The 22,795-nt window shown below is 62.8% G+C and carries 16 protein-coding genes; 6 read left to right on the top strand and 10 right to left on the bottom strand.

The genetic code is table 11. From position 1 onward, the window contains the following. Window positions 1–41: 41 nt before the first annotated feature. Window positions 42–1,724: an FAD-dependent oxidoreductase gene (locus NZK81_RS16740; RefSeq protein ID WP_260047220.1), complete on the bottom strand. Its 1,683-nt coding sequence runs from the start codon at window positions 1,722–1,724 to the stop codon at window positions 42–44. A gap of 245 nt (window positions 1,725–1,969) precedes the next feature. On the opposite strand from NZK81_RS16740, the gene NZK81_RS16735 reads away from it, so the two are divergent. From NZK81_RS16735 to NZK81_RS16725, 3 genes are all read left to right on the top strand, one after another. Continuing rightward, the gene (locus NZK81_RS16735) at window positions 1,970–2,956 is read left to right on the top strand and encodes an NADPH:quinone oxidoreductase family protein (RefSeq protein WP_260047219.1); all 987 of its coding nucleotides are present in this window, start codon (window positions 1,970–1,972) and stop codon (window positions 2,954–2,956) included. Between the two features lie 78 nt (window positions 2,957–3,034). Continuing rightward, the gene (locus NZK81_RS16730; RefSeq protein WP_260047218.1) at window positions 3,035–3,361 is read left to right on the top strand and encodes a hypothetical protein; all 327 of its coding nucleotides are present in this window, start codon (window positions 3,035–3,037) and stop codon (window positions 3,359–3,361) included. Window positions 3,362–3,398: 37 nt separating this feature from the next. Beyond that, window positions 3,399–5,405, top strand: coding sequence for a pyrroloquinoline quinone-dependent dehydrogenase (locus tag NZK81_RS16725; RefSeq protein ID WP_260047217.1), 2,007 nt, complete (start codon window positions 3,399–3,401; stop codon window positions 5,403–5,405). A 132-nt stretch (window positions 5,406–5,537) separates the two neighbouring features. Here NZK81_RS16725 and NZK81_RS16720 read toward each other — a convergent pair whose 3' ends face one another. Further along, window positions 5,538–6,017, bottom strand: a complete 480-nt coding sequence (locus NZK81_RS16720) for a cupin domain-containing protein (RefSeq protein ID WP_260047216.1) — start codon at window positions 6,015–6,017, stop codon at window positions 5,538–5,540. 382 nt (window positions 6,018–6,399) lie between these two features. Between NZK81_RS16720 and NZK81_RS16715 the strand changes: the two genes are divergently transcribed. Both NZK81_RS16715 and NZK81_RS16710 read left to right on the top strand, forming a co-directional pair. After that, the gene (locus NZK81_RS16715) at window positions 6,400–6,960 is read left to right on the top strand and encodes a cupin domain-containing protein (RefSeq protein ID WP_260047214.1); all 561 of its coding nucleotides are present in this window, start codon (window positions 6,400–6,402) and stop codon (window positions 6,958–6,960) included. Window positions 6,961–7,089: 129 nt separating this feature from the next. Then, window positions 7,090–7,575 carry a cupin domain-containing protein gene (locus NZK81_RS16710; RefSeq protein ID WP_260047213.1) on the top strand — a complete coding sequence of 162 codons (486 nt, stop codon included), beginning with the start codon at window positions 7,090–7,092 and terminating at the stop codon, window positions 7,573–7,575. A gap of 1,321 nt (window positions 7,576–8,896) precedes the next feature. Here the strand turns inward: NZK81_RS16710 and NZK81_RS16705 are convergent. The 8 genes from NZK81_RS16705 to NZK81_RS16670 all read right to left on the bottom strand — a co-directional run bounded on the left by NZK81_RS16705 (window position 8,897) and on the right by NZK81_RS16670 (window position 21,838). After that, the gene (locus NZK81_RS16705; RefSeq protein WP_260047212.1) at window positions 8,897–10,960 is read right to left on the bottom strand and encodes an MGH1-like glycoside hydrolase domain-containing protein; all 2,064 of its coding nucleotides are present in this window, start codon (window positions 10,958–10,960) and stop codon (window positions 8,897–8,899) included. Window positions 10,961–11,104: 144 nt separating this feature from the next. Next, a complete protein-coding gene (locus tag NZK81_RS16700; RefSeq protein WP_260047211.1) occupies window positions 11,105–13,951 on the bottom strand; it encodes a TonB-dependent receptor in 2,847 nt (948 codons plus the stop codon). Window positions 13,952–14,131: 180 nt separating this feature from the next. Then, window positions 14,132–15,565 (bottom strand): glycoside hydrolase family 43 protein, encoded by a 1,434-nt coding sequence (locus NZK81_RS16695; protein WP_260047210.1) that lies wholly within the window; start codon window positions 15,563–15,565, stop codon window positions 14,132–14,134. Between the two features lie 85 nt (window positions 15,566–15,650). Next, window positions 15,651–16,673 carry an arabinan endo-1,5-alpha-L-arabinosidase gene (locus NZK81_RS16690; RefSeq protein ID WP_419181703.1) on the bottom strand — a complete coding sequence of 341 codons (1,023 nt, stop codon included), beginning with the start codon at window positions 16,671–16,673 and terminating at the stop codon, window positions 15,651–15,653. A 38-nt stretch (window positions 16,674–16,711) separates the two neighbouring features. Next, a complete protein-coding gene (locus NZK81_RS16685; protein ID WP_260047209.1) occupies window positions 16,712–18,289 on the bottom strand; it encodes an alpha-N-arabinofuranosidase in 1,578 nt (525 codons plus the stop codon). Between the two features lie 20 nt (window positions 18,290–18,309). Then, a complete protein-coding gene (locus tag NZK81_RS16680; protein WP_260047208.1) occupies window positions 18,310–19,236 on the bottom strand; it encodes a Gfo/Idh/MocA family protein in 927 nt (308 codons plus the stop codon). Window positions 19,237–19,254: 18 nt separating this feature from the next. Beyond that, window positions 19,255–20,250 (bottom strand): AraD1 family protein, encoded by a 996-nt coding sequence (araD1, locus tag NZK81_RS16675; RefSeq protein ID WP_260047207.1) that lies wholly within the window; start codon window positions 20,248–20,250, stop codon window positions 19,255–19,257. A 61-nt stretch (window positions 20,251–20,311) separates the two neighbouring features. Further along, a complete protein-coding gene (locus tag NZK81_RS16670; protein ID WP_260047206.1) occupies window positions 20,312–21,838 on the bottom strand; it encodes an aldehyde dehydrogenase (NADP(+)) in 1,527 nt (508 codons plus the stop codon). A gap of 112 nt (window positions 21,839–21,950) precedes the next feature. Here NZK81_RS16670 and NZK81_RS16665 point away from each other — a divergent pair, with 112 nt between their 5' ends. Beyond that, window positions 21,951–22,718 (top strand): FadR/GntR family transcriptional regulator, encoded by a 768-nt coding sequence (locus tag NZK81_RS16665; RefSeq protein WP_260047204.1) that lies wholly within the window; start codon window positions 21,951–21,953, stop codon window positions 22,716–22,718. Window positions 22,719–22,795 lie beyond the last annotated feature (77 nt).

Genomic DNA, 22,795 nt, shown 5'->3' with positions numbered 1-22,795 from the left:
CCGCTGGAATAAAGTGCGCGGTTTCTGCCTGGTGGCATGCTTCAGGACTGCAAGCCGTCAGCGATCCTGGTCGCGGCGACGTACCCGAATGTCAGGGCAGGCCCCAGGGTGATGCCCGGACCCGGATATGCCCCGTTCATCACTGACTGCATGTCGTTTCCGCATGCATAGAGCCCCGGTACGCTTTCTCCCGAGCTTGAAAGGACTTCGGTCGTCGGGCTCGTCACGATGCCGGCTGACATGCCAAGGTCGCCCGGCCGTACGGCAACGCTGTAAAACGGCGGCTTGGCGACAGGTGCAACGCATGGATTCGGCTGTACCTCGCCGTCGCCAAGGTGGCGCTGATATATGTCTGCGCCTCGTTCGAACTCGTGGTCCTGCCCGTGCGCCGCATCTTTGTTGAATCGTGCAACGGTTCCATTCAGAACAGCCGGCGGTACGCCGATGTGCGCCGCCAGTTCCTCGATTGTCTGGGCCGTGCGCAAGTAACCGCTTGCGATGAAGGGCTTGAGCGCCATCGTGAATGGACGGATGCGGCCTATGCCGTATTTCCAGAGGAAGGCGCTGTCGCAGATGAGGTGGGCCGGGATGGCTGCACGCCCTCTTGCAATCTGGGCCAGGCCGAATTCATGGTAGGATAGCGCTTCGTTGACGAAGCGCTTGCCGTCCGCAGCCACGGCGATCATTCCCGGTTTGCCCCTGTCCGTCACCGTGTGCGGGAAATAGCCGGGGCTGCCGTCGCGATACGTGAAACTGGATATCGGCACCCAGAAACCACTGCCCTCGGCTGGATCGCTCATGCGCGCATCAACCGTGGTGGCAAGGCGCGCTCCGCAGGCTGCACCGTTGCGCGGTACGGTCGCCGTGCAGGCTCCGATGGTTTCCGGCACGTAATGCGCGCGAAAGCCAGCGTCCTGAGACAGGCCGCCCGTTGCCAGAACGACGCCGCCCTTGCCGTGGAATTCGACCACCTTGCCATCGACGTTAGCCTGCACTCCGATCACGCGCCCCTGTTCGAGCAGCAGCGAATTGACGCTTGCTCCCAGGCGCATGTCGACGCCGACGTCGCGCGCCGACTTCAAGAGGCGTGCGATCAATGCATTGCCCAGGTAGAGTGTCGTTCCGCGCGGCGCGGCGATGCGCTGCTTGAGGTAGCTGGCCACAAGCCCGAGTACGCGCCATGACGAACCCAACGAGCGACCGAACCGGCGGAAATGGGCAATGTCCTCGCGACTGACCATCATTCCGCCAAGCAGCATGAATTCGGGCAGGGGCGGGCGCAGCCATGCAAAGGCTTCGCCCAGCTTGGTTGCGTCGAAGGGCACGGGTTCCAGTACACGCCCTCCGGGCTGGGCTCCTGCGAGAAAGGGATAATAGTCCGGGTAAGACCTGACCGGGCGCAGGCGAACTGACGTGTGTCGTTCAAGGAAGGTCAGCGCTTCGCTGCTGCGTTCGAGGAACGCGTCTAGACGTTCGTTCGAAGCGTCCCCCGTCAGGGGATACAAGTATTGCCGGGCTTTCTCCAGATCATCGTCAAGCCCGATCGTTTTCATCTTGTCATTGGCAGGCATCCAGACCATCCCGCCGGAAATCGCGCTGGTTCCCCCGATCTGGGCTGCCTGTTCCAGCAGCAGCACCGAACAGCCGCGTACCGCTGCGACGCATGCTGCGGTGAGGCCCGCTGCGCCAGCGCCAACTACGATCACGTCATACTGGTCAGCCATTCTGCCTCTGCCCTGTCTTTCGCGTTGCGGCGGTCACTTGCACGGGCTCTGCCCGGCTCTTGCTTATTGACCTTTATTGCATATCCGTTATGCATTTGTAATCAGTTGGCGCAAGAGCCAAGATCGATGGGGTAGAGGATGCAAGCAGCCAAATTTTCGGGTCGGCACTTGCCGTGCAGCCGCCTTCGCACGTGGATGGGCAGGTGGGGCAGGCCGATTTCGGGGCGCCGCGTGGGCGCGCTGACATGAAATCCTACATTGTGAACGCGTTCGGTCCGCCGCATTCGCTGGCGCTTGAGGAACGACCGGCGCCAGAAACCGGCGATCGCGATGTAGTGGTCGAGGTGAAGGCTATCGGTCTCAACTTTCCCGATAATCTCCTGATCGCTGGCAAGTACCAGAAGCTGCCTTCGTGCCCCTTCGTGCCAGGTATGGAATTCAGCGGGATAGTCAGATCCGTCGGCTCTAGCGTGACTGAATTTCTTCCCGGTGATCGTGTGATCGCCCAGCCGGGGATCGGTGCATTTGCCGAACAAGCGGTCGCGCGGCCGGAAGCGCTTTTCAAACTTGACGATGGCATGAGCTTCGAGATCGCGTCCGGTATGGGGCTGGCCTATCAGACGGCATACATTGCACTTTCGGAGCGAGCGAGCTTCACGCCTGATGACGTCGTTCTTGTTGGCGGGGCAAATGGGGATGTCGGATATGCGGCGCTTCAGATTGCAAAGGCGATGGGGGCGAAAGTGCTCGCAGGCGTGCGTTCTGAGCGCGCGGCCAGGATCGTGCACGAAGCTGGTGCCGATGCGGTGATCGATCTGTCCGGTGACGATCTCGCCAACAGCCTGCGCGAACAGGTCATGGCGGCAACGGATGGCCATGGTGCGGATGTTGTGATCGATCCTGTCGGAGGTGCCTTCCTGGGGGCAGCCATGCGCGCCATGGCCTGGTGTGGCCGGTTGGTCGTGGTCGGGTTCGCCGCTGGAGAGATACCGAACATCAAGGCCAACTATCTGCTGGTGAAGAATATCGCCGTTAGTGGAATGCAATGGACGGATTACCGCGATCGGCGACCTGAGGCGGTACAGGAGGCGCATGAAGCGCTGGGCGCCCTGTGGGCCAAAGGCCTGCTTTCCCCGCGGATCGGTAGCTTTGCCGCATTCGAAGACCTGCCGGAGGCATTGGCTCTCAACCTTGCTGGCAAGACGGAAGGGCGGACCGTCGTCCGGCTTTGACGGGTCGGCGGCGGACCACCCATCGACGGTGAATGTCCGCGCCCGATCAACACTTATGATGATTCTTTGGAGGGCCTAATGGAAGACAGTTCTCTGGTGTCGAAATTGAACTGGATCGGCGTGGTCCTTTTCGCGATCATCGGCATGTTTCTTGTTTCTGGCGGAAGCTACCTCGTTACTTTGGGGGGCTCGCTCTACTACCTTCTCGCCGGGGTTGGTTTCCTGGTTGTCGCTTTCCTTATCGCGCGCCGGGACAACAGGGCGGCATGGCTCTATTTCGCCCTAGTTGTCGCGACGATGCTGTGGGCTCTGGGCGAAGTAGGCTTGTCGCCCTGGGGGGCTCCTCGCACGGATCATGATGCCGGCCGGCTTGGCGCTCTGGTTCATCTTGCCTTGGGGGCATGAAGCAAGGGGCTGGTCCATTTTCCGAGGCAGGGCGAGGTTGCTTGCGGCAATCATGGGGCCGTTACTGGCACTGGCCGCCGTCGTACTTGTCGTGAGCACCTATTTCGCGGGAGCGTTCAGGCCGAGCGGTTCCACGATACAGTCGATCGCCGCCGCGCCGGATCAGCCTGCCGATCAGTGGCTGAACTACGGCAACACGCTTGCCGGAGATCGTTTCTCGGGCGCGGGCCAGATCACGCCGGCCAATGTCGCCGATCTCGAGGTGGCCTGGACCTTTCGGACCGGCCACAACGGGCGTTCCTTTGAAGCGACGCCGCTCAAGGTTGGCGATAACCTTTACCTGTGTACGGCGGTAAACGAAGTTATCAGCGTCGATGCTGAAACGGGCAAGCAAGTCTGGCGTTTCGATCCCCATGTTGATGGCAGCGCGGCTCCGACCAATACCTGCCGCGGGGTCTCGTACTACCACGGCACCGGTGGCACGGCCTTTTGCGATCAGCGGATCCTGACCGGGACAATCGACAACCGGTTGATCGCACTCGATATGGCCAGTGGCAAACCTTGTGCCGACTTCGGCAATGCCGGTTCGGTCGACCTGAACGCAGGCATGGACTGGTCTACCCCCGGCCATGCCTATGTGACTTCGCCTCCCCTGGTCTTGGGCGGTACGGCAGTTGTCGGAAGTTTCGTCTACGACAACCAGTCAGTCCACGCGCCGTCCGGCGTGGTGCGAGCGTATGATGCGAAGACTGGCGAACTCAAATGGGCGTGGGAAGGAAACTCCCCCACAAGCCGCGGTCCGCTGAAGCCCGGTGAACATTACGCTCCGGCAACTCCCAATGCATGGGGTGTGTTCAGCGCCGATCCGGAACTGGGGCTGGTGTACCTTCCGATGGGCAATCCCGCGCCGGACTACTATGGCGGGCTTCGGCCCCCGGAGAACGACCTCTATGGCAGCGGCATTGTCGCGCTTGAGGTGGACACTGGCAATGTCCGCTGGAACTTCAAGATGATGCATCACGATCTGTGGGACATGGACGTGGCCGCGCAGCCCATTCTGGCCGACATCAGGACTGCAGACGGAATCAAGAAGGCGTTGGTTTCCACGTCGAAGCGGGGCGAAATCTGGATGCTTGACCGTGTGACTGGCAAGTCGCTGGTTCCGATTGTCGAGCGTCCGGTTCCGCAATCGGGGGCCGCTCCCGGCGAGCGACTTTCTCCGACGCAGCCCTATCCCAAGGACTTCGCTTCCTTTTCTCCACCTCATCTGCGCGAGCGCGACATGTGGGGGGCTACGTTCCTGGACCAGATGCTGTGCCGCATCACCTTCAAGCAGCGCCGCTATTATGGCCAGTTCACTCCACCAAGCCTTGATGGGTCCATTGGCTATCCCGACATCTTCGGTGTGTTCAACTGGGGCGGTGGCTCTTTCGATCCCCGGCGCCAGGTCCTGGTGGTCAACGCCAACTACATTCCCTACCTGACAGGCCTTATCCCCCGCGAGGAGGCCGTAGCCGAAGGCATCACGGTCTTCAACCAGAAGCCGGAAAAGGCTCCGACCAAACCGGCGCCCAAGGGATGGGTCTACGCCCAGGCGGGGACGCCCTATGCGGCCACGTCGACGCCCTGGACCTCGCGCTTTGGTCTGCCATGCAACGCGCCGCCATGGGGTGAACTGGCGGCAATCGACCTGCGCAAGGGCAAGATCTTGTGGCGCCGGTCATTCGGGACAACGCAAGATGCGGCCCCCTTGGGGCTATCCCTGCCGACTGGTGTCTTCAGTGCCGGCGGATCCATCGTTACCGGAAGCGGTCTTACCTTCATTGGCGCCTCGATGGACGACTATATCCGCGCATTCGACACTTCGACTGGCAAGAAGCTCTGGGAAAAGAGGCTGCCGGCAGGCGGCCAGGCGACCCCGATGACTTATGTGTCTTCGAAGTCTGGACGGCAGTTCGTCGTGATTGCTGCCGGCGGCCATTCGTTACTGGGCACAAAGGCGGGCGATTACCTGATCGCCTATGCACTTCCTTCGGGAAAGTAGTCGTACGGTCGATTGGCCCGCGGTGCCAACAGGAAAGGGAGCAAAGGTCGGCATGATCTTCGCTCCCTTTTTGATGCGGCCATCTAAGCGCTACTGCGCTCAAAGCTCCGCGTTATGATCCATTGGCTTGTGTCACCAGCCTTCGGTTCCTTCTTCCAGGGCCCGCCTATTGGCTTCCTCCTCGGAAATCTCATTGCCTTTCGTATCGACCCAATGCAGGTCGAAAGGGCCTTCATCCACCACGAAGACGAGGCATTCTCCTTCGTCTGTGCAGCGGAAGCGATGGATGTGCTTGCCCGGCAATTGCGAATATCCACCCGCTTCCACGCGTACGGGATCCTGTCCTTCAAGGTGTGCGACGATCGTGCCCTTCAGGACCACCAACTCTTCTGTGTGCGTGTGCCAGTGCCAGGGGGCAATGGCACCCGGAGCCATGCGCGACAGGAACGTGCAGCCTTCCTTCATCATGTCGCCCCGCAGTGCCAGATTCTGGAAGCTCGACGTTCCCATGGCCGAAGAAAAGTCGGCGTCTTCGCACCTGGGGAGTGTCAGGACGGGTTGTTTTTCGATTTCGTGCGGCAATGCTCTCTCCAATTTGTTTTCACGCAGCAACGACCGCTGACGTGGCGCTTAATGCTTGCGAATATTTGCATATCTGATATTCATTGTATCTGCAATGCACATGGCCTGAAGGAGACTCGGGATGGGCTTGGAAGGTGGGGATCGTCTCGTGGAGCAAATCCCTTTGTCGTCAATTCGGTTCTGCGGCTTCAATCCGGCTTTCCTGAAGAGCAATTAGCCGAAAAACAACCCATTGCAGTTGACGCATATTAGATATGCATTAAAAGTATACTATACGCATAATATACGTAATAATAACGATTGTTGTGGGTACCAAGCCTGCGTGCACATTTGATTGAACCTGCTTCATGCGAACCTCTGGTTGAATTCATATTAGGCCAGTGCATAACATGGAGCCATAATAACGACAGGCATGCAACAGGCGGCGGAATGCAACGGCCGCCGGGATGTGGCCATTGGGAAGGAGTTTGGTATGGCGAGTGAAACGAGCATCAGGAACGTGACGACCGAGAGGCTTTCGGACGGTTCCATGATTGTGCGTCCGGATAGTATTCCCTGGACCCCGTGGGCGCTGGACGGCACCTATTTCAAGCTGTTGGCGATCAACCGTCGCTCGGGAATGTGGACCGTGATGATGAAGATCGATCCGAACACGCAAACGGACAATCATTACCATTTCGGTGACGTGCACGTGTACGTTACCAGCGGCGGGCATTCCTACGTTCATGACCGCGTGAACGCAGAGGAAATCAACATCGAGTGCGGCAGCGTGGCGCACGAGCCCACGATCGGCCCGGACGGGCAGGAAAGCTTTAACATCTTCTACGGCGGTATTTCCGGGACCGATGCCGAAGGCAATCCGGTCGGCGACTATGTCGATGTCGAATGGATGTACAAGGCGGCCAAGGCGAACAACGCCGCAGGTCACTTGGAATCGCCGCCGCCGGTGCGCGAGATGTTCTTCGAAGGCTGAGCCGCTGCGCCAGAGGTGGCCGGGAAATTACAGAAGCAGGACTGAAGCTATCTCGGTGTCCGAGCGGCGGTGCCGTCGGGCGCCGGGAGAGCCAGTGACACAAGAACAGTTTGGAGCGGGATGATCGCAATGCTGAAAGAAGCACAAAAGTGGGAAACGAAGTTCAAGGGGGCGAGCCTTTTCGCCGATGGGTCGGCCATTATCCGCCCGCTTGAGTTGCCTTGGACTGATGGGCCTTTGGAGGGCTTGTCCTTCCGATTGAATCACATCGACAGGCAAACAGGGGGCTGGACGGCTTTCATCAAGGCCGGGCCGAACGCTGTGATTCCCGCGCATTTCAATCATGGCCAGGTTCAGACCTACATTCGGGAAGGCAGCTTTTCATTCGATGGCCATGAACTGCGTCACAATGATTTCTACCTGGATCAGGGTGGCGTCGCCAGCGAGCGCGTGGCCGGTCCGGAAGGCGTGATCTACTATGTCGTGTTCGAAGGTGGCTTCAGTCGGATCGGCGATGACAACAAGCCGACCGGGACCTACATCGACTGCAACTACATGTACGATCTGGCCGCGGGCAACAACGCGGCCGAACATTTGAGCCCGCCGAAGAGGTGACGAAGTCGGCAGGTGGACGGGTCGGTCGACTTGTCCGCCTGTCTGGCCGCGGCCGCGAACTCCGCACGAATGCGGCGGGACTTGCCTTCTGGGCAAACGCTTCACTTTTCGGATCGGCCCCGCTCAACGAATTGAGCGAGGACATGTCCGAGCTGTCCAACGGGCAACGCCGTAGCCTGAAGTTGCTCTCCTCCCGGTTGCTCGATCATTCGACAGACGAGTGCCCGGCTTTTGCGCAATATGTGATCTCTGGGGAGGACCAGCAGCGTGCTCATTTCGTGCCTGGGGTCGCCACTGCGAGCCTCCAACTGACGCTGGTCTGCCGAGAAAGGCGATCTGAATCGGCTCGGAGGACTGGCTAAGACGGTATGCAATGCGCCGTATGACGCCGCCGCCGATCCAGTCTCTCAGAATCGCTTCCTTGCGAAGCGAAACCGGCTGACAAGCAGCAGGGGCTGGGGCATCTGCAGGTCGGGAACGTTCGCTTCCCCCGACTTTCCGGACGGCTCCTTTCGAAAGGCAAATTGGCGTAGCTGCCATTCGTCCAGTTGCGCTGTTCTGCGGCGACCTCGTCGCCAACGCGCACCACGATAGTGTCGACTTAGACTCGCCCTCGACCGTCTGTTTGGTGGTAAACTGTGCTGCTGGCGACGTGAACGCTGCCCAGGGGGAAGCACACGACGCTTTCATTGGGGCGATTTGTCCCGCAGCTTGATTCTGCGCCTTACGAACCGGAGCCCGTCTAGCGGATAGGCCCCCCGGCCCCGTGAGCCAGAGGGCAAGACCTTCCAGAAGGACGAAGCTCACAGGGATCTTATGCGGCGAGAAAAACGCAGTTGCAGTGCATCCAGGAATGAGCGCAGGTGTCGCGAGAAACGTACACGCTCCGGTGCTGGCGGCTACGGCCAGAAGCCATAGGCCTGCCTTGGAGGGGCCGGATACACGCGATGCTGCGTCCAGGGCCACAATGGCTAAGGAAATCCGTAGCAGTGCATACCCAACGGCTGCGGCACCGGACGGATATACCTGTTCATCACTACGATTTAGAGCGCCTATCGGTGCCGTGCGCGCCTGAAAATGGGCGGCTCCGGGTCACCCGATTGTGTGTATTTATCAACCCCGGAATGGTGGGGAATCGCCATTCCTGCGCTGGGTTCTCTGCTTTGGGGGCGCTTGGTTTGACTACAATACATCAGATTTGCTGTCGTGGCCTTGCTTTGGCAGGGCATTGTTCTGCCGGATGAAGTGGAAGCCGTAGGCGAAGTATTGGTCGGGGCCGGTTTCCGGCTGATCGAGGTCCCACTCAATTCGCCCGAACCAATCACTGGGCCCTGGGCCTGGACGTGGCTCTGAATTCGATGAGGCGCAGGGGCTTCCCCTGAGCAGGCTCCATGCGGACCTTGAGGCGCGAGACAGCGCGTTTTGGCCAGGTCAGGCGTGTTATCCCGTTGGCCAGCGGCGTGGCCTCGGCGAGCACGCTCCAATGATGGGTGCTCCAGCCTTCAATGGTCACTGAGACAGGTGCGGAAATGCCGTGGCCGTCGTCGAAAAAGGCGAGTTCGGCGGTGTCGGCGTTGACCAGCTTGCCGAAGTTCACCTCGAACCACTGCGGATCGTTCGAAGCCGCGGACGTCCAGCCGTTCGGGTGTTCTGGAAAGAACCAGAGCCTGCCGTCGATCGCATCGTGCAGCATTTCCTGGTCCGGATTGGTCGATGCACTGGCCATGGGGAACTGGCCGCGCACGAGCTGGACTGCGTGGTTTATCGTGCGGGCAATCGGCGGATTGGGCATCCGCGTGACTGGCACGGTGAGGCGGCCGAGGCTGGCGCGGCGGATCACTTCCCTGCCATCGATTTCGATCGAGAGACCCGTTCCCCGGCCATAGTGCTTGCCATCGGCATCCCACGTCACGGCGATCTTGTGGCCGTGATAGGGAATGTCCTCGGCACGGAACCACGCGAGCGCCTGGGGATCGCCGGAAGCGGGAAGCAGCGGATTGACTTCGAGAACGTCGTCCGCGCGCGGGCGGATGCCCACAAGGCCCGACAGGATCAGGTCGATATAGCCCGAATGGAAATAGTGGTGGCTGCGGTCCAGCCCGACGATCGGCTTGCCGGTGGCCGGATCGTAGTCTTCCTCCAGATCCAGCCGGTCCCCCTGATAGTGCAGGGCGGTGTACTGCCGCAGCAGGCGCATATAGGCGCTGCGCGTGACGGGGCCGGTGTTGCCGTAGTGGTCGAGCAGGTTGGCGATGGCGGTCAGGACCTGCGTCGTCTGGTAGGGCCAGACCGGGCCGTTCCATTGGCATTCGCGCGCGGTGCCCAGATAACGGTACTGGCGCATGTAGTAGGGATAGGTCTTCTCGACCGTGCGCATCCCGGCTTCTCCGGCCAGCGACGCCGGATCGAGCAGGTGCGCCCATGCTGCGGCATAACGCGGATCGTCGGGCACGAGATCGAACGTCCAGGGCAGGTAGCCCGCCAGTTCGCGCGCCCGGATCGGCTGCCAGTATTTCACGTGCTCGTTGCCGGCCTTGTAGCGGTCGGTGAAATGATCGAGCGCCGGATTCCACAGGTCCGCCAGCAGGCGGGCCCGCAGGCCATCGGCACGGACCGCGAACGAGTGCGCGAGCGCCGTGTCTCCGGCCAGCCCGGCGATCCGCGAGATCGCGCGCGCATTGGCGGCCATGTAACTGTTGATGGTCGGGCGGAAAGCATCGCCGCCCCGGAAGCCGTCTTCGCCGCCCGAGGCATCGATCGAAGATACGGTGTATTCGGTCGCGTCGAGCAGGGGCTCGATGAAATAGAGGCCTTTGGCGAAATCGTAGTGATCGTCCCATAACCCGTAGATGTGCCGCATCACGGCCAGATGGCGCGTTGCGGCAGCGCGGTCTCCATCGACGAGGTAACGGCCCCAAACGGAGTCCGCCATGTAGTCGGTGAAGTGGCGGTCGTTGCCGCCTTCGTACATGAAATTGATGTAGTCGTCGGTGAAACGGCGGTCGTTCAGCCAGCGGCCCTCGGCGATATGGAATCCGCTGGCATCGTTGAGGCTGGCATAGGGCTCGCGCTGCCAGGATACGTCGTCGGCAAATTCGGTGGTGATGTAGCCGCGCACCCCCAGATCGCGCTGATGTGCGCGGAAGATCGACCAGCGGTAGTAATAGACGGCATCGATCCTGGGATCGGCGCTTTCGAAGAAAGGGATGCGATGCTCGTACCAGGGGGCGTCGTTGCCGAAATGCGCGCGGGCAATCGCGGCATGGTCCAGCATCGGGCGCGTGGTCGGGGCATGGACTGGCGTCGCAGGAGCGGAAACGGAAGGGCTGGCGACCGTCGCGAGAACCGCCGCAGCGGCGAGCATCGGGCGGAATGTCACGAGCATTGATGCCCTCCTCCGGATTATCCTTGCGGAAGAAATGGAAAAGCGGCCGCTTCCCGGATTGTGTTGGGAGAGGAGCCCGGGAAGCAGCCGCTTTGTGCCGGCCGGAACGCGCGAATGGCAGTGGCGTTCCGGCCGGTCATGTCGTCAATCGAAGGTGAAGCGTGCGCCGACGGCAAAGGTGCGAGCCAGCTGCAGCGTGCCGAGGTTGAACTGCTGTGCGTTGCCCACGTCGCCGAACTTGTAGTAGTTCTGCTGCTTCGACTTGGTCAGGTTGGTCGCGTCGAAGGTCAGGCCGATGCGGTCGGTCACATTCCAGGTGAGCTGGACGTCGAGGCTTTCCTCCGGCTTGAACCAGACGCCGATCGGGTTGGCGAACAGGCGCGCTTCGTTGTTGTGCAGGAAGCCCTTACGCCAGACGTAGGAAACGCGGGCGTTGAACGGGCCCCGGTCATAGGCCAGAGTTGCGTTGTACGAGAACTTCGAGACGTTGAAGAACTGCGAGGTCGTCTCGCCGGTGATGTTGCCGGCCGAGTCCGTCATCGGAATGTTCTGCTTCGAGTCCAGCACGGTCAGGCTGCCCTGGAAGCCGAGGCCGTTCAGGATGCTGGGCAGGTAGTTCGGGAAGTAGGTCAACCCGACTTCCACGCCCTTGAGCACGCCGTTCGAGGCGTTCACCGGGCGAGTGATGGCGAAGTAGTCCGTAGCCCCGGCGACGATCCCGTTGTTGGGGATGTATTCCATCACCGTCAGCGGCACCACTAGCCCCTGGATCTCGCGCCGGAAGCCGGTCACGTAGATCGCGCTGTTGCGTTCGAAATACCATTCCAGCGCAAGGTCGTAGTTCTTCGAGTGCGTCGGCTTCAGGTCGGCCGTGCCCGCCGAACCGCTGCCATAGCCGACATTGGTGAGATCGCCCGTCAGCGAATAGTTCGGGTTGATGTCGCTAAAGTTCGGGCGGCGCAGAGTCTCGCCATAGTTGAAGCGCAGGCGCAGGGTGGGCGTGATCTCGTACTTCGCGGTGAAGCTGGGCAGGAACTTCTGCGACTGGCTGCCCGAACGCGTCTGGGCGCCGCCGTTGTAGCGGTCGAAGAAGTTCGAGTCCGTGGTCACTGCCACGTAGCGCACACCGCCTTCGAGCTGCAGCGGGCGGCCGAAGATCGAGACTTCGGCATCGGCCATAACATAAGCGGACATCGTGACTTCATCAATGTCGAACGTCTTGGTCAGCGACAGGGCGTCCGAGGTGGACAGGCCATAGAGCTCGCGCACATAGTCGGCGTTGTCATAAAGCCAGCTGCCGCTCGGGAGGACCCAGCTGTGCGGCACGTCGGCGATGCCCTTCATGAAGTCCGAATTGGTGAACAGGGCTTCCGAAGGCAGGGTGGAGAGTGAGGCGCCGAGATAGCCGTCCTGCGCACGCACGTAGCTCGACGCCTTGCGGTCGTCATAGCGCAGGCCCGCCTTGACGCGGCGGATGAAGCCTTCGTCCCAGGTGTAGTAGCCGTCGAGAGAGGCCGTGATGGCGCTGCCCTTGTTCTTGTTGGCGTTGTCGTAGAATTGCGCGACGTTCCACACGCTCGGGTCGGTGAGCAGGGAGTCGTCGGCAAAGTGGTAGGAAGGAATACCGCCGCCGGCGTTGAAATCGGCGGTGATCTGGCTGGCCACGCGGTCGGTGCGCATCGCCAGGAAGGAGGTCTTGTTGGTGCTCGTCTGATAGGCGACGTCGCCGATGATCTTGCCGCGTTCGCCCAGTTCCCACTGCCCGTTCAGCGCATAGACGTAGCTGTCGGTGCGGTTGGTCCCATAGTCGCCGCTGTTGAAGCCGTAGACGTCGTCCACCGTGCGCGACTTGACGATATTGGTGCCGTCATAGAGTTCGATCGGCCCCGGATTGCCCCACCAGTCGACGAAGCTGAACTGCAGCGAGTTGAAGGTGTGCCCGCGGAAACCCGCGTAGAACACTTCGGCGGTATAGACCGAGCTGGAGTTCGGCGCCCACTGCAGCGCGATGTTGGCTGAAGGACGTTCGCGTTCGCCGTAGAGGTCGGATGAGAAGACCGCGTCGCGGGAAAGGTAATAAGGGACTGTCTGGTCGCCTACTGCCAGCGTCGACCCTGCACCGGTCGCAAGGCCATAGTCGGTTCCGGGCTGCCAGATCGTCCCTTTGGGATTGGACGGCGAAGCGACGCGGCAATCTGTCGGCTGCAAGCGTTCATAGGGAACAAAATCTGCCGGGAGGGTCGGGCAGTTTTGCGTCGGTAGAACCTGCAGCAAATTGCCGTCGGTCAGGAACGGCACCATGGCACCCGCCGTGGTCGACATGTTGCGGTACTTGGTCTTGCTCCAGCTGACGTTGGCGAGGAGGCCGATGTCGCCGATGCCGGTTTCCCAGCGGTCGCTGACAAGCAGGGCGACATTGGGGTTATAGCTGTCCGCCTGTTCGTTGTAGATGCCGCGCGCGAGACCCGAGATGGCAAAGCCGTCGAAATCGAACGGGCGGCGGGTCTTGACGTCGATCTGGCCGGCAAGGCCGGTCTCGATCTGGTCCGCCGCGCGCGTCTTGTAGATGTCGATCTGCTTGACGAGGTTGGCGGAGATGTCCTGCAGCGAGAACGACTGGTTCGCGGCGGTGAAGACGTTGCGGCCGTTGAGCGTGGTCAGCGGATCGGCGAGGCCGCGGATGGTGATGGTGGCCGCTTCGCCGCCGGCGCGGTCGGTGACTTGCACGCCGGTGACGCGCTGGAGCGCTTCGACGACGTTGTTGTCGGGCAATTTGCCTACGTCCTCGGCCACGATCGAGTCGACGATCTGGGTCGATTCCTTGCGCACGTTCAAGGCGCCGATGATCGACGCCTTGACGCCGGTGACGATGATCTCCTGCGCGTCGGTGTCGGAAACGCCGCTGTTTGCTGCGTCCTGCGCATGGGCAGCGCCCGCCAGGGTGAGTGCGAGAACGGATGTTGTACAGAATGTGATTGGCTTGAATGCCATGATCTACCCTCCCAATGAGGCTGGCCGGTACCATGCCTCGTCAAACCTTGGCGCCCTGTTATTTGTCGGAGTTATTTAGCGCAAGGGAAAAACGCACGTCAGGCAAGAAACCCTACATTGGTGTGGCGTTCGCGCCGCAGAAGTGCGTTTTTCGGCATTTTTTGTCTGAGTTGTTGGCAGTCAGGATACCCGCCACAGGGTTGCCGCATCGGTGGCGGGGGCGAGTTGTATCCCGTTGCTGCCCGGCGCGATGGCCTTGCCGGGATAGGCGACCGATTCGAAGCGCACCTGGTCCTTTGTTCGCCCCGGGATTCGCCTGAACAGGCTCGCGGCGGAAGCGCCGCTGGCTGAGGTCAGCGCGACAGCGCCGCCGGGCGTTGCATTCAGGCATTGGCCGCGCAGAAGGATGGGGGATAGCTGCACGGTATCGCCTTCGGCCGGAAGCGTGCGGAACTGTGTCTGCGGCAAAGGGGCAGCGCCTGCCAAAAGACGCATGTCTTCATGGGCGAGCCAGGTGTCCGGGCTGCCGGCGGCCTGAAACCGGTCGGGCAGGGGGCCGTTGCCCACCGGCACGCCGAAATCGGGATTGCCGTTCGCATCGAAATAGAGCCGCTGCACGCGGGTGTGGCGGTCCGGGTTGAACAGCGGGTCCCCCTCTATCTGCGCGTAGTCGCGGCCATGATAGACCAGCATGTCGCGGCCTTGCTCGTCGACGGTGAAGCTGTTGTGGCCGGGGCCATAGACAGAGGTTGCCTCGCAGGTGGTGAACACCGGCTTGGGCGACTTGGTCCAGTTGTGCGGGTCCATGATGTCGGCACCGGCATCTGCGGTCAGCAGGCCGAGGCAATAGCGCGCATCGGTGGCGCTGGCCGAGTAGCTGATGAACAGCTTGCCGTTCTTCTCCAGCACTGCAGGCGCCTCGTTGACCTTGAAACCGCGGACTTCCCAGTCGAGCGTCGGCACTGTCAGGCGCGCGGGCTTGGCCGCCAGCGTGAGCGCCGATGCCATGGGGGCGATGTAGAGGTTCGAATTGGTCTCGATCCCCGGTTCACGCTGGGCCCAGGCGAAATAGCGCGTGCCCCGGTGCATGAACATGGTGGAATCGAGGTTGAAGCTGTCCCACGGCGCCTGGAACTGACCCAGCACGGACCAGTTGCCGCGCATCGGGTCCGGCCCGTCGCAGACGACGGCATAAGTGCGGATGCGGAACACGTCCTCACCGCCGCCGCTGGGGCCAGCGGCGAAGTACATCACCCAGCGCCCGTCGACGAGGTGCAGTTCCGGGGCCCAGATGAAGCCGGACATCGGCCCGCTGGCCTCGTGGCGCCAGAGCACGCGTTCTTCGGCATCGGTGAGCCCGGCCAAAGTGAGCGAACGGCGCAGGACCAGCCGGTCATATTCCGGCACAGATCCGGTCATGTAGTAATAGCCGTCGTCGTGGCGGAAGACCTGCGCGTCGGCCCGCTGTTTCATCAGCGGGTTGACGATGCCCGAAGCGGAAGGCGCGCCGGGCGCGGGCGTGCTCGCCATCATGGTCTTGCCTGCCTGCGTGCAGGCGATCGGCACCATGGCTGCTCCGGCAGCAAAAGCGCGTCGCGATAGGGTGAATTGCATCTCGTCCTCTCCGGGTGGGCGGTTCGTACCGCCCTTCAAAAAAAGGACACCCCGGCCCGGGGGAGCCGGGGTGTCAGCAGGTGGATCAGTATTCTGCGATGGGCCAGCCGTCCGCGCTCCAGCGGATCGGCGCGATGCGTAATGTCGGCCTGCCGTCCGCCTGTTTGTCATAGGCATGGTAGGCGACGTAGGTCGTCCCGTCCGTGTCGGTGAAGACCCCCGCATGGCCGGGACCGCGGAAGCTTTGCTGCTCCTGCAGGTCGGCTCGCAGGAAGACCGTGCCGCCGCCCATCATGGCCTCGCTGCCGTCCCTGCCGAGATAGGGGCCGGTGATCTTCCGCGAGCGCGAGACGACCGTGTAGTAGGTGCTGTTCACGCCCTTGCAGCAGTAGTCGAAGGAGGTGAGCAGGTAGTACCAGCCATCGTGCCGAAAGATGAACGGGGCCTCGATCGGATCGGGCGCCCCCGCGGGCACGAGGCGGCGGGCGATGGAATAAGGTTCGGTGCCGGGCTTGGGTTTGCCAGTTGCGGTATCGAGCGGGAACAGCTTGATCCCGGTCCAGAAGCTGCCGAGGACCAGCCACTGCCGCCCTTGCGCATCAGACACGAAATTGGGGTCGATCGCGTTGAAGTCGTCGTCGCGGGTCGACATGATGACGAGTCCCTGATCCTTCCAGCGGTAGTTCTTAGCTTTGGGATCGAGCGTCGCATTGGTGGCAAGGCCGATCGCGGACCGGTTCGAGCCGAACGTGGAGACCGAGTAGTAGAGCCGGTATTCGCCGTTCACATAGGAGATGTCCGGCGCCCAGATGCCTTCGGTGCCGGGAATGGCCTTCCTCGCCCATGCCGGGATCTCGGCGAAGACCGAACCGGCATCGGTCCAATGCTGCAGGTCTTTCGAGGTCTTGATGCCGATGTAGTGCCCGACAGTGCTGAACACGTAATAGGTGTCGCCCTCGCGGGTGATGACCGGGTCATGCGCCGTGAGGTCGCCCGAAAGCCGGGAATTGAGCGTGCCGGTTTCCACCGTTTCGGCTTGCGTGCCGGCCGCTGCCGCAGGGGCAGCGGCCGCCAGAAAGGCGCCGAGCCACAGGGAGCGGCCCGGCAAGGCTGGCCGCTTCCCTCTGCCGTGGACGATACGCCCGCTCATCGCAGTTCGAGCGTCACGATCGACTTGGCGGGCAGGGTGACGACCAGCTTGCCGCCCTTGACGCGCGCGCCGGAGAAGGCGGCGGGCTTGACCACGCCGGGCTTGTCGAAGGTGTTGTGGGAATTGATCGCCGGTGCCGTCAGGATCGTGCCCGTCACGCCGGATGCCTTCACGCCGTCGAGGCTGATGGTCACGGTGTTGGGCTTTTCCGGGTCGGCATTGGACAGGCCGACGTGGATCTTGCCGTTCTTGGCCATCACCGCCGAACCGCTCACGGCCGGAACCGTGAACTTGCCCTTGGTGTAGGTCGGTGTCGCGATGTCGATGGGTAGCACCGTGGCATCCTGCCAGGGCTTGTACATGTCGAAGACGTAGTAGGTGGGCGTCAGCACCATCTCGCTGCCGTCGGTCAGGATCATGGCCTGAAGGACGTTCACCATCTGGGCGATGGCGGTCATCTTCACGCGGTCGGCGTGCCTGGCGAAGATGTCGAGGTTGATGGCGGCGATCAGCGCGTCGCGCAGGGTGTTCTGCTGGCGCAGGAAGCCCGGGTGCGTGCCCGGATCCTGAGCATACCATGCCCCCCACTCATCGACCGCAAGGAAGACCCGCTTGTCCGGATCGTACTTGTCCATGATCGCGGAGTGCTTGGTGATGAGTTCGTCCATCCGCCAGGTCTCGTGGAGCGTGTCGGCCCAGGCGGTCTCGTCGAAATTGACGGGATCGGCCTTGGGCGGCCAGCCGCCTTCGGGCAGCGTGTAATAATGGAGCGAGAGACCATCGAGCAACGGACCGGCGACCTTCATCATGGTCTCGGTCCAGTTGTAGTCGTCGACATTGGCGCCGCTGGCGATCTTGAGGATGCGCGTGCCGGCCGGTGCCTTGACGAACGTGGCATAGCGGCGGGTGACGTCGGCGGCATATTCGGGGCGCATGTTGCCGCCGCAGCCCCACAGCTCGTTACCGATACCGAAAGCGGGAACCTTCCAGGGCTCCTTGTGACCATTCTTCGCGCGTTCGTCGGCCAGGGTTCCGGCCGGGGCGGTCATGTATTCGACCCATTCGGCCATCTCGCGCGGAGAACCGTCGCCGACATTGCCCGAGATATAGGCTTCGGCGCCGACCTGCCGCAGCAGTTCGAAGTATTCGTGTGTGCCCACGGTGTTGGGCTCGGTCACGCCGCCCCAATGGGTATTCACCTTGACCGGGCGCTGGTTCTGCGGGCCGATTCCCTCGCGCCAGTGGTATTCGTCGGCAAAGCAGCCGCCGGGCCAGCGGATCACCGGGACCGAAAGCGCGCGCAGGGCAGACACCACGTCGTTGCGAAAGCCGTTGGTGTTCGGGATCGGGCTGTCCTGGCCGACCCACAGGCCGCCGTAGATGCCGTTGCCCAGATGCTCGGCGAACTGGGTGAAGATCCGCTTGTCATAGACGGGGCCGGGCGTATCGGCGTGGATTTCGGCAGTGGTCGGCTGGCCGTTGGTATCGGCATGCGCGGCAGTGGCACCAATACCGGCCAGCGCCGTGGCGCCGAGCAGCGCGGCAACGGCAGTGTATTGCAGAGTTTTGATCATGGTTTCCCCTCCCGGAGGAATCAGTCGTTAAAGGCTTCAACCGTCTCGCGGCGGCCGCGCAGGAAGGCGTCGGCGACGAGGCGAAACGGATCCATGTCGACATCGCTGCGCCCGCCCCGGATCAGGTTGGCGAAGCGCGAGTAGAGGCCGGGATATTCCAGATCCTCGTTGTGCTCGGTGCCGGTGGGCGTCGTCAGCACCGCGCCGCCCTGCGAGAGTTTGAGCGTGCCGGCGTCGGTTTCGACGATGATGTCCCAGCTTTGCGGGCCGGTCTGGCGCCAGTCGAGGTCCATGTGGATTTCGGCTCCGCCGGTGTCGCACATGCTGAGATCGGCGGCGATGGGAGCCGCGCGGTTCTCGGGAATGCTCAGCGTTGCCGACTTGAGGAAGACGGGGCGCGGCAGGATATGCGTCAGGATCGAAAGGGCGTTGATGCCGGGATCGAATACGCCAAGGCCGCCCGGCTCCCAAATCCATGCCTGTCCCGGATGCCAGACGCGCACGTCCTCGCGCCAGACGATCGAGACGTTTTCGATCCTGCGCTCGGCAAGCCAGGCACGCGCAGGCGCCACGCCCGCCGCGAAGCGCGAATGCCATGAGGCGAACAGGGTAACGCCCACCTTGTCCGCGCGGTCGCGCAGGGCGACCACTTCGGACAAAGTGGCGCCGGGGGGCTTTTCCAGGAAGACGTGAATGCCGCGCTTGAGCGCCTGAACGGCAAGGCCATAGCGGACCTGGGGCGGCGTGCAGAGCGCGACTGCATCGATGGCCGGCCCCTTTTCGAGCAGTTCCTCGAGACTGGAAAGGTGCGGAATACCTTCCGCTCCGGGGTCGTGCGGGCTGACGGTCGCCGCCAGGCTGAAGGCGGGCGTGCCGGCAATCGCGGGCAGGTGCTGGTCGCGGGCGATCTTGCCGACGCCGACAACGGCAATGCGGATAGGGTCCATGTATCAGAGGCCTTCGAGTCAGAGTGCCTTCACCGCGACCGGACGCGCTTCGGCGCGGGCCAGCGGATTGGCGACCGGCAAGGTAAAGGGAGAAGCCGAGATCTCGAACACATCGCCTTCCCGGGTGGCGATCCCATCGGAAAACGACAGCGTGGCGGTGCCGAAGAAGTGGACATGAACGTCGCCGGGACGGCGGAACAGGTCGTACTTGAAGTGATGGTTCTCAAGATTGGCCAGCGTGTGCGACATGTTGGCTTCACCAGAGAGGAACGGCTTTTCCCAGATCACCTTGCCGTCGCGCAGGATGCGGCTGGTGCCCTCGATGTTTTCGGGGGGCTGGCCGATCAGCAGTTCGGCGCCCAGCGAGGCCTGGCGCAGCTTGGAGTGAGCGAGCCACAGGTAATTGTGGCGCTCGGTGACGTGATCGCTGAACTCGTTGGCGATCGCGAGGCCGAGGCGGTAAGGCGTCCCGTCCTCGCCGATAATGTAGATACCGGCCACTTCAGGCTCTTCGCCGCCATCCTGAGCGAAGGAGGGCATGGTGAAGGGATCGGTCGGGCCGACAAGCTGCGAGCCGTCGCCCTTGTAAAACCATTCCGGTTGCTGGCCGGTTTCGCCGGGAGCGGGCTTGCCGCCTTCCAGGCCTTCCAGGAATATGCGCATCGAGTCCGTCAGATGCTCGCCCGACGTGGCGGCCTTGTGCATCTTGTCGCGCCCTTCGGCCGAGCCAAGGTGGGTGAGGCCGGTTCCCGCCATCAGCAGGTGCGCGGGATCGTCGTGATCGATCGGCGCGAGCAGGCGGCCGGCCGCAAATTCGGCGGCTATGTCGATGGCGGGACCGGCCGGACAGGCCTTGGCCGCTTGCGCCAGCGTCTCGCCAGCGGCGATGGCGCGCAGGGCGAGTTCGCGGACAGTGGTGACACCTTCGAGAATGTGGGCAGCATCCCCTTCAGCGAGGATGACCGAGCGCGAGCCGTCGGGCGCGCGATGCTGAAGCAGGCGAAGATAGGTCATGGGTTTCTCCCGGCCGCGACGCGCCGGTTCTGGGAAGCGCGCCGCGGCATTGTCTAAAGTATCAGGACAGCGTGAGCTTGCCGTCGATCAGGCGCGGAGCACCGTCGCCATAAGCGTCGTCACGCAGTTCGGACGGCAGCACCGGCTGGGCGAGGTTCTGGTAGCTGACCGGCCGCAGGAAGCGGTCGATGGCAAGGCTGCCGACCGAGGTCGTGCGCGTATCCGAGGTGGCCGGGAACGGGCCGCCGTGGACCATGGCGTGGCAGACTTCGACGCCCGTTGGCCAGCCATTGGCAAGGATGCGGCCGACCTTGCGTTCCAGCACGGGCAGCAGGCGGGAAGCTACGGCTTCGTCCGCTTCGTCCATGTGCAGGGTGGCGGTGAGCTGGCCTTCGAGGCCTTCGAGCACGGCCTTGAGTTCGGCCTCGTCCTTGCAGCGCACGATCACCGAAGAGGCTCCGAAGACCTCGTGGCCGATGGCCTTGTCGGCGAGGAACTTTTCGGCAGTGGTCTGGAACAGGAACGCGCCGCCGCAAGTGTGACTGCCGTCCTCGCCCTTGGCCAGCGTCTCTACGCCCGTTGTTTCGGCCAGGGCTTCGACGCCCTTGGCATAAGCGGCGGCAATGCCGGTGGTGAGCATGGTCTGCGGCTTGGCGGCGGACACGCCGCCGGTGGCTGCGGCGATGAAGGCGTCGAGGCCTTCGCCTTGGATCGCGAGCACGAGGCCCGGATTGGTGCAGAACTGGCCTGCCCCCATGGTGAGCGAACCGACGAACGCGGTGCCAAGCGCCTGGCCGCGTGCCTTCAGGGCTTCGGGAAGCAGCAGGACCGGGTTGACGCTCGACATTTCGGCATAGACCGGGATCGGCACGTCGCGCTGCTGCGCGAGCCTGGCCAGCGCCAGGCCGCCCGCGCGCGAGCCGGTGAAGCCCACCGCCATGATACGCGGGTCCTGCACCAGCGCGGCGCCGAGTTCGTTCGACGGGCCGGTGAGGTGTTGGAACACGCCCTTGGGAAGGCCGCTGTCGGCCACCGCCTTGCTGATGGCCTGCGCCACGAGTGCTCCGGTGATCGGATGGGCCGGGTGGCCCTTGACCACGACCGGGCAGCCGGCGGCGAGCGCCGACGCGGTGTCGCCGCCTGCGGTCGAGAAGGCGAGCGGGAAGTTCGAGGCACCGAACACGGCGACCGGGCCGACCGGGATCATGCGCAGGCGCAGGTCGGGGCGCGGGGGCTGGCGGTCGGGCAGGGCGGGATCGATGCGAAGCTGCTGCCACTGGCCCTTGCGGACGACATCCGCGAACAGGCGAAGCTGGCTGCAGGTGCGGCCGCGCTCGCCTTCGGCGCGCATGCGGGGCAAGCCGCTTTCGGAGAGGTAGGCGTCGATCAGCGCGTCGCCGATCGCCATGATCTCGTCGGCGATTCGCTCGAGGAACGCGGCGCGATCCTCACGGCTGGTGGAGCGGTAAATGTCGAACGCGGCATCGGCTTCGGCGCAGGCCGCCGCGACATCCGCGGGGCCGTGGACATCGAAAGGGGCGCCTTGCGGTTCACCGGTTTCGGCAGCCACGGAACGGAATTCGGTCATCTGGGATCTCCCTATTTACTCCGACATATTCCGTGATGAGGATAAACGCAATGTTTGTCGTTCCTTCCCGGTGTCAGGGCTGGTAGGCTTATTTGCGGAGGTGGCGGAAATCGTGACAGAAGCTGGCATTACCAAGGAAGTGGAAGGGGCAAAGGCCGTCAAGGAACCCCGTGGTCCGGGGCGCCGCCTGCATGGTGCGATCGCGCACAAGCTGGGTACGGACATCTTGTCAGGCAAATATGCGCCGGGTGATATTCTCTCCGGCGAAGTGGCTTTTGCCGAAGAACTGAAGGTTTCGCGAAGCGCTTATCGTGAAGCAATTCAGGTGCTTACTGCGAAGGGGCTGGTGGCGAGCCGTCCCAAGGCGGGCACGCGCGTGCTGCCGCGCGACCGCTGGAACCTGCTCGATCCCGAGGTGCTGGGCTGGGCCTTTGCCGGAGAGCCCGACGTCGAATTCGTGCGCAGCCTCTTCGAATTGCGCGCCATCGTCGAACCGGCGGCGGCCCGCCTTGCCGCGCAGCGGCGGGACAAGGCGGACCTCAAGATCATGAAGGATGCGCTCGCCGCGATGCGCCAGCATACGTTGACGACAGAAGCAGGGCGGGCGGCGGACCGCGATTTCCACAATGCGATTCTTCACGCCACGCGCAACGACGCGCTGATGGTGCTGAGCGCCAGCATCGGCGCGGCGGTGAACTGGACGACCCAGTTCAAGCAGCGTTCCCGCGCGCTGCCGCGCAATCCGATTCCCGATCATGCGCGCGTTTACGATGCCATCGCGGTAGGCGATGCCGATGCCGCGGCCGAGGCGATGAATGTGCTGGTCGACCTTGCGCTGGAGGATACCCGCAGCGCGATGGAGCCGCAGGGCGAAGGCTAGAGGCTCTGGGCATACACGGAAAAAAAGGCCCCGGCATCGCTGCCGGGGCCATTTCAGTTTGAGGGATTTGCTTAGGA

The sequence above is a fragment of the Novosphingobium mangrovisedimenti genome, from assembly GCF_025153475.1.
GTDB lineage: Bacteria > Pseudomonadota > Alphaproteobacteria > Sphingomonadales > Sphingomonadaceae > Novosphingobium > Novosphingobium mangrovi_A.
The sequence above is the reverse complement of the archived record's forward strand: the minus strand, read 5'-3'. Positions and strand labels throughout refer to the sequence as shown.